Raw genomic sequence first — 4,680 nt, 5'->3', positions numbered from 1 at the left:
GCTCCTTACTTTTCTTACCTGTCTAAGAAAAGTAAGCAAAAGAAAGACACCCCAGCTCACCCGCCTGATGATCAGGTTCCCTCGCTGCGCAGATTCCAATCCGTCAGTCACTGTCGTTCCCTGAACGCCGGATTAAAATCCGCTCGCTCGGCGGTCTTACATGGGGCCCCGGGAAAAGCAGTGGGAACAGTCAAAGAAATCAAGGGACATTTCCCTGGGCTTCGGGTCGTGTCCCGGACAAACCAAAGAGGGAGTCTAATGTTGTATTCACTCTAATCTGCGAACAACCTTATTTATTAATCAGATAATGCCGTGCAGCGGCTGGCCGCTGGCGCCGAGGGCGTCGACCTTTTTTTCGACCGCCGGATCATCAATCAGCGGCGGCGCGTGGTGCGGCTTGATCCGGGCATCGATGACCAGGGCGCCGGTGCAGCCCCAGTGCTTGCTGATCGTTGAAGCGCCGATGCCGTAGACGTCGGTCGCCGGGTTCGAGCGGGTGAAGACCGCCCACAGGAAGTTGGCGAAATCGGCGGCGACAAAGTCGCTGTCATCGACGATGACAAGCAGCGGGAAATCGTTGATCGGATCGGCGCTATCGATAGCGGCGCAGAACGTCTCGATCGCCGGATCGCTGGCGCCCCGGGCGGCGGTCGCCTTTGGCCCGTTGATCGCCATGATGCCGGGGGCGACCATCCGTGGCCGTTCGAAGCCGGCCGGCAGCCGGAGTGCGTCCGGCAGATCTTGCGGCAGCTTGCGAACCGCCGGGCCGGCGGCGGCAATCGTCAGCTTCGAGCCGAGATTGAGGGCGTGGCCGGAATAGTCGAGGGTGTCGACGGTGGTGCGGGTGGTGAAATGGAGGTCGCGGCGCCAGTCGGCACGCTCGAGGACGTGGCGGAAGAACGCCGGGATATTATGAATATCGAGCTGCTCATCATCGGTCATCATCAGGTACTTGGCGAGGGAGAGCTGGCCGTTGCCGAGGATTGCCGAAGCCTGGGTCAGCAGCTCCTTCGGTTCGGCTGTCTGCTCATACGGCGTGTAACGCTCACTGCCGATCGCCAGCAGTAGCGGATGGACGCCGGCGGCGTCGACGGCATGAACCGCCCGGACTCCCGGCAGAACATCGGGAATCAGCTCGCCGGTCAATTCGTGGATGAAAGCGCCGAAGCTGGTATCCTCCTGCGGCGGCCGACCGACCGTGGTAAAGGGCCAGATCGCGCCGGGCCGGTGCCAGACCTGCTCGATTTTGACCACCGGGAAGTCGTGGGCCAGGCTGTAATAGCCGAGGTGATCGCCGAACGGTCCTTCCGCTTTGGTCATCGCCGGGTCGATGCTGCCGACGAGGCAGAAGTCGGCTTCGGCCGGGATCGGTAGTCCGCCCGGACGGGTCACCATCGGCATCCGGTGGCCGCCGAGCAGGCCGGCAAAGGAGAGTTCCGGCATCCCCTCCGGCAGCGGCATCACCGCCGCCACGGTCAGGCTCGGCGGCCCGCCGACAAAGATATTGACCGGCAGCGGTTGTCCGGTTTCGACCGCTTCGGCATGATGGACGCCAATACCGCGGTGAATCTGGTAGTGCAGGCCGACCTCCTGATTCGGAATATAATCGTTACCGGAGAGTTGAACCCGGTACATGCCGAGATTGGAGCTGCGGAAGCCACCGCCGCCCGGGCTCTCGCTGTAGACCTGCGGCAGGGTGATGAAGGCGCCGCCGTCGTCCGGCCATGAAACCAGCTGCGGCAGCTGGTCGACGCTGGTCGAATGGGTGAGGATCGGGCCGCTGCCGGTCTTCTTCGGCAGCAGGTTGAGGGCGGCGCGGCCGAGACCGGGCAGCTGCAACGGGTTCTTCAGCGCCGCCGCCGGATTGATCTTGCAGGCGACCATCTTCTCGATCACCGGCAGGGTGTCGCGGAAGAGGAAGCGGGTCCGCTCGAGGGTGCCGAACAGGTTGCCGAGCAGCGGGAAGGCGCAGCCTGTGACGTTGGTGAAGAGCAGCGCCGGCCCGCCGGCGGCGTAGACCCGTCGCTGGATCGCTCCCGCTTCAAGGTGCGGATCGATGGCGCTGTCGATGCGGATCAGCTTGCCGTGTTGCTCGAGATCGGAGACGGCCTGTTGCAGATTGCGGTAACCCATGCGGCTTCCTCGGAAAAATAAAAACTACTTTAACGCAAAGAGGCAGAGGTGCAAAGAAAATCGTGCAAAAGAGTGCCGTCAGGAGGAAGGTGTCAGGAGTTGGGTGAAAGTGAGGAGTCAGGTGAAAGTGAGGAGTCAGTCGTGAAAGAGGTTTAAACGGAGAGGCGCAGAGGGGGAGAGAACAGCAGGGTCAAAACAGTTATTGTTCCGGGCTTTTGCTTCTCTCTGCGCCGTCAGCCTGCGTCTTTGCGTTGAGGAAAGATTGGTTTAAAGCCTGTCATTTATGCTTTCGTGATTTCAGGCAGGTGTTTCCCCTTTTACTCTCACCCCTCACAGCCTCTTTTATCCGGAAATCCGCTTCATCAACTCCTTGACGACGGTCGGGATGCATTCCTGGAAATAATCCTGTACGTCAACTTCGACGACGGTGGTCTTGCCCGACTTGAGATCGGTAAATTCGAGCCGGTAGGTGACCTTCATGACAATCCCCTTGGCCGGGGCGGCGACGGTCTCGCGGCTGACGATGGTGCCGGTCAGAAGAAGATCCGGGGCGGCGGCGAGCTCAAGTTTCGAGCGGATCGCCTCGGGTGATGATTTTTTCAGTGCGACAATCAGCGGGCCGTTGTCCTCGAACTGGCCGGTCATATGGAAATCGGCGCTGAATAGCCCGGTTCCGTTAAATGAATCAACGAACACCGAGGCATCCTCACCGCGGCAGATATAAAACGATTCAGGGGTGGTCGCAAACGGAGCGACGACGAGCAGTTTCTGCCCGGCCCGGAGGTCGGCGAGGTTGCCTTTTACAACCTTGAAATCCTTGACGCCGTTCGACGCGACCATCGCCTGACCGATGATCGGTCCGCAGGCCGCCAGCAGGAACAGGGCGGAGATTGCCAGCAACGATTTTACTTTCATTTCAGACTCCTCTTACAATACGATGGCAGCGCATGCAGTTGTCATCGGCCTGGTGGTCCTTCTGTTTGCTGATATCGTGACACTCGAGGCATTCCTGGTTGGTTTTGACGGCGCGATGATCGGCGTTGTCGATCCTGTGCGGTGCATAAGCGGCCATCCGCATGGTGCAGCCGACCAGCAAAAGGGCGAGCAGTAACAGACTTGTTTTTTTCATCGGAAACCCCTGCTTGGAATGGGATGTTAAATTCTAACATCTGATAAAACTTCAGCAATCAATTATATCAATATGGATACTATAAGGACGATTACAAGGATTTTGCAGCAATTATTATTTTATTTATTTTTAATCTTTTTGGTCTCGTCCTGTGCGCAAAAAACGCCCACTCGGCCGGGCGGACTGCCGCAGGGCAGCGGCAAACTGGTCCTCGAGATCAGCGGCCTGCGCAACGACGCCGGCGAACTTTTTATCTCGTTATTCTCCGGCCGCCATGGGTTCCCGGAAGATCCGCAGGCGGCGATCCTGAATATCCACCGGGAGATCAACAACCGGGTCTGCCGGGTGGAAATCGACCCCCTCGCCTACGGCGAATACGCGATCAGCATGTTTCATGACGAAGATCGTGACGGCGAGATGAAGAGTAATCTGCTCGGCATCCCGAAAGAGGGGTTCGCCTTCTCCGGCAACCGGAGTACCAAAAAGGGACAGCCGGACTATGACGATGTGAAGTTTCTCTTCCTCGTTCCGGAGAAGACGCTGAGGATCGTCATGCAGTACGAAACCGTCGGCCGCGACCGCCAGCGGATCATGCAGGAGAAAAAGAGTCGGGATTAAAAGTTGTCAGTTGTCAGTTGTCAGTTGTCAGTTGTCAGTTGTCAGTAAGATGCCGGATCCGGGAATGAGAACTCCTTTGTCTTTGACTGTTCCCACTGCTTTTCCCGGGGCCCCATGTAAGACCGCCGAACGAGCGGATTTTAATCCGGCGTTCAGGGAACGACAGTGACTGACGGATTAAAATCGGCGCAGTGAGGGAACCTGATCATCAGGCGGGTGAGCTGGGGTGTCTTCTTTTGCTTACTTTTCTTGGACAAGCAAGAAAAGTAAGGAGCAAGCCGGGCGATACCGGCGACCTTGATTTGTTTTGTTTGGGATAGGGACACGATCCGAACTTCAGGGAAGTCTCCCCCTGAAGACTGAAAACAGAAAGAACCGCGCGGTCTCGGCCGCGCACTCCGCCATACTCTTTTATTGAGCCATAAAAGAGTATGCAGAAAACGGCTCCCTGGCCGGGGGCTTTTTTGTGCGGTCTGAATTATTTCTGTTCAACTGTGTTGCCGGGGAGTTTGCCTTGAGGCAAACGCGGCATGCCTCCGTGGCGGTTGCGGTCGGGCTACGGTTCAGTGAACGCGCGAGCGGCAGCGACCTCAAGAGCAACGGGGTGAGTCAAAATCATCAATGGATTGCCAAACGGAGTCGAAAAGTTGATGGGGACACGACCCGAATCTCAGGGAAGTGTCCCCTGAAGACAGAAGGCTGAAGACAGGAAGAACCGCCGGGTCCCGGCCCGGCAGCCGGGTTCATTTCTTTATTGAGCGATAAAGAAACGAACCAAAGAAACCGCTCCCTTGCAGGGG

The 4,680-nt window shown here is 58.0% G+C and carries 4 protein-coding genes; 1 reads left to right on the top strand and 3 read right to left on the bottom strand.

The features are described 5' to 3' along the window. Positions 1–300 precede the first annotated feature (300 nt). The 3 genes from C0623_05390 to C0623_05380 all read right to left on the bottom strand — a co-directional run bounded on the left by C0623_05390 (position 301) and on the right by C0623_05380 (position 3,262). Positions 301–2,133 carry a 3-octaprenyl-4-hydroxybenzoate carboxy-lyase gene (locus tag C0623_05390; GenBank protein ID PLY01407.1) on the bottom strand — a complete coding sequence of 611 codons (1,833 nt, stop codon included), beginning with the start codon at positions 2,131–2,133 and terminating at the stop codon, positions 301–303. 342 nt (positions 2,134–2,475) lie between these two features. Beyond that, complete coding sequence (locus C0623_05385) at positions 2,476–3,048, bottom strand: hypothetical protein (GenBank protein PLY01406.1); 573 nt, start codon at positions 3,046–3,048, stop codon at positions 2,476–2,478. Between the two features lies 1 nt (position 3,049). Continuing rightward, the gene (locus C0623_05380) at positions 3,050–3,262 is read right to left on the bottom strand and encodes a hypothetical protein (GenBank protein PLY01405.1); all 213 of its coding nucleotides are present in this window, start codon (positions 3,260–3,262) and stop codon (positions 3,050–3,052) included. Positions 3,263–3,334: 72 nt separating this feature from the next. On the opposite strand from C0623_05380, the gene C0623_05375 reads away from it, so the two are divergent. Next, a complete protein-coding gene (locus C0623_05375) occupies positions 3,335–3,880 on the top strand; it encodes a hypothetical protein (GenBank protein ID PLY01404.1) in 546 nt (181 codons plus the stop codon). Positions 3,881–4,680 lie beyond the last annotated feature (800 nt).

It is taken from the genome of Desulfuromonas sp., from assembly GCA_002869615.1.
GTDB lineage: Bacteria > Desulfobacterota > Desulfuromonadia > Desulfuromonadales > UBA2294 > BM707.
This window is presented reverse-complemented; position numbering and strand designations above follow the sequence as displayed.

Excerpts from the sequence above, each read along its gene's own strand:
- C0623_05380 (PLY01405.1), bottom strand. The coding sequence starts at position 3,262 with ATGAAAAAAACAAGTCTGTTACTGCTCGCCCTTTTGCTGGTCGGCTGC.
- C0623_05375 (PLY01404.1), top strand. The coding sequence starts at position 3,335 with ATGGATACTATAAGGACGATTACAAGGATTTTGCAGCAATTATTATTT.
- C0623_05390 (PLY01407.1), bottom strand. The coding sequence starts at position 2,133 with ATGGGTTACCGCAATCTGCAACAGGCCGTCTCCGATCTCGAGCAACAC.
- C0623_05385 (PLY01406.1), bottom strand. The coding sequence starts at position 3,048 with ATGAAAGTAAAATCGTTGCTGGCAATCTCCGCCCTGTTCCTGCTGGCG.